Origin of the sequence: Barnesiella sp. CU968 (assembly GCF_905219685.1) — a bacterium.
In the GTDB taxonomy this organism is placed as follows: domain Bacteria; phylum Bacteroidota; class Bacteroidia; order Bacteroidales; family Muribaculaceae; genus Lepagella; species Lepagella muris_A.
In genome coordinates, this window is sequence record NZ_CAJMXD010000429.1 from 1 (window position 1) to 2347 (window position 2347).

Consider the following 2347-nt stretch of genomic DNA (forward strand, 5'->3'; position numbering starts at 1 on the left):
ACGGCAGGTGTGGAATCAGCAGATACTGACGGAGTCAGGCTGGTCTGCGGAAACAGCTGCGTTGAATTATTGTTGTCTCCTGAACCTCTGGATGTGAGAGTCTATGACTATTCCGGAATGACGGTGGAAAAACGGAACAATATTACAGTTGGAGTGGTAGCCGACGGGTTGTCGGAGGGAATATATCTTGTTTCTCTCAGAGGCAAGACAATCAACCAAACATATAAAGTGAAAATCTGATATGAGACATAACATATTTATTTATATGCTTGCAGGAATCGGATTGCTCTCGGCTCCGCATTCGGCTGCAAGAGATGTATATGCATATTCTCCTGATGGCGTGTCAATAGGCGGCGCAAAGGAGGTCAGCCGCATTGAATTCGACAAATCAGGCAGAATAGTGCTGGTGCCGGAGAAGGGAGAGAGTGTCGACATCGATATTTCGAGGTTTGCTTATCTTACGTTCAGACCGGAGGAATCAAGCGGGATCGGTTCTATAGGAAAGACGGAAGGAATCACAACAGTCTTTTCTGGAGATGTGTTCACTGTGACAAGTGAATCCGAGATAACAGAAATCCGTGTCTATGATGTGCTCGGAGAAATGACAAATCACTGCGTGCCTGCCTCTTGTTCGGCAACAGTGACGGTAAGCACTCCCGGACTTAATATAGTGACGGTTAAAACCGGCGGAATCACAAGAACGTATAAAATCATAAGAAAACAATGAAAAGACTGACTGTAATTTCAATGCTTGTGATGAGCGCGGCGGCATTATGCGTGAATGCCTCCGATTATCTGTATTTTCATAAAAACGGAGAAGTTGTGCATAGACTTCCCGCACAAAACGCAGAACGCATAGTCATGAATGCAGACAAAAGTCTGGATGCGCTTGATGCGGAAGGGAAGACAGTTTATACATTCACAGCCTCCGACATTGACTCGATTACTTTCTTGTCTCCTATGCCGAAAGCGGACCTGCTGAATGTTGTATTTAAGGCAGACGGCACGGCTGAGGATGTGTCTCCGATGAAATTCAATGTGGAACGGGGTGGAAGCGCCACAACAGAATGGAGCGACCTCTTCAATCGTCATGTCGCCATACTCACCGGCAACAATTGGGGAAACAGCAATGTGGCGGAGAATTTCTACCGCATAGACTACACTGACAATAAGAAGTTTCAGGATGCTCTTGCCGACGGGCATACGCTTGAGGTGATGTTCATGCCTGAATACACGGGCTCTATCCCGAATGTGGAGGCTAAAGTATTTGCATCGCATGAAGGCGGAGGCACAGGTATCATGGTTAAAGCGGGGTGGAGCGGACACAATGCTCTGAATTCCCTTACGTTCCTGCCCAATGTCTCGACTTCAAATACCAGTTCCTGGCAATGGGCGGACAGTGATGTGGTTCCCGAATCGAACGCCTATTATCATATTGTCGGAGTTTGGGACAAGGATCGCAAGAAAGCGAGAATATATGTAAACGGACGTCTTAAGAATGAAATAGACATAAACGGCGATAATTATATCGCACCCAAGACAGGTGCCACAAAATTTTGCATCGGGGGTGATGCGTGTCCTGTCAGCGATTCAAAATATACAGGTGTGCAGAATGGTGTGAACGGAACGGTAGTTCTTGCCAGAATCTACGATGATGCCCTGACTGAAGAACAGGCAGTACGCCTGTATCTGGCTGTAGACAGATTTGTGGATACCACCAGACCGCTTGTCGAGAACGTCACTTTATTAGAGAACGTACAGGTAAAGGGAAATGCCATTTATCCTGTATATGGAGAGGGATTCGAGGCAGATGATGTCATTGAATTCGAGAGAGGCTCAACATTATGGGAAATACCGGTGACTGTAAAGAATGCCGGTCGTGTGGATGTCGTGCTTCCCGATGATGTCAGAAGCGGCACATTCAACGTCACGCTACGGCGCGGAGACCGCAGACAGAAACTCGGTTCGGTCGCTTTCCTTAAAGTCCGGAAGTTTGGTAATAAATCTCAGATCATAGCACATCGCGGTTACTGGTCGAAGGCTGGCGCGGCGAAAAACTCACGGGAGGCACTCCGCAATGCCATAGAGTTGAAAGCTTATGGAGCCGAGACAGACGTGTGGCTTACCAAAGATAATATTCTTGTAATAAACCATGACCCCTCTATAGACGGCGTGACAATACAGGACTCCGGTTATGATGAAGTCAAAAACAAGACCTTGTCGAACGGAGAGACCTTACCCACCTTTGCCGATTACCTTGATATTCTCGGGAAAAGCGACCGCTGCAAGCTGATTGTGGAAATCAAGACCCATTCGAGCGAGTCTCGTACCATAGAGGCGGCAAACG

The 2347-nt window shown here is 47.4% G+C and carries 3 protein-coding genes; all 3 read left to right on the forward strand.

All coding sequences use genetic code 11. From position 1 onward, the window contains the following. Positions 1-240, forward strand: a 240-nt coding sequence (locus JX312_RS12395) for a T9SS type A sorting domain-containing protein (RefSeq protein ID WP_204458201.1), incomplete at its 5' end; no start/stop codon positions are given. A gap of 1 nt (position 241) precedes the next feature. Further along, positions 242-727: a T9SS type A sorting domain-containing protein gene (locus JX312_RS12400; RefSeq protein WP_172469957.1), complete on the forward strand. Its 486-nt coding sequence runs from the start codon at positions 242-244 to the stop codon at positions 725-727. Then, a partial coding sequence (locus tag JX312_RS12405; protein WP_304505008.1) for a LamG-like jellyroll fold domain-containing protein occupies positions 724-2347 on the forward strand: 1624 nt, incomplete at its 3' end. The genes JX312_RS12400 and JX312_RS12405, both read left to right, overlap by 4 nt.

Coding starts and splice junctions, on each gene's coding strand:
- JX312_RS12400 (WP_172469957.1), top strand. CDS start 242: ATGAGACATAACATATTTATTTATATGCTTGCAGGAATCGGATTGCTC.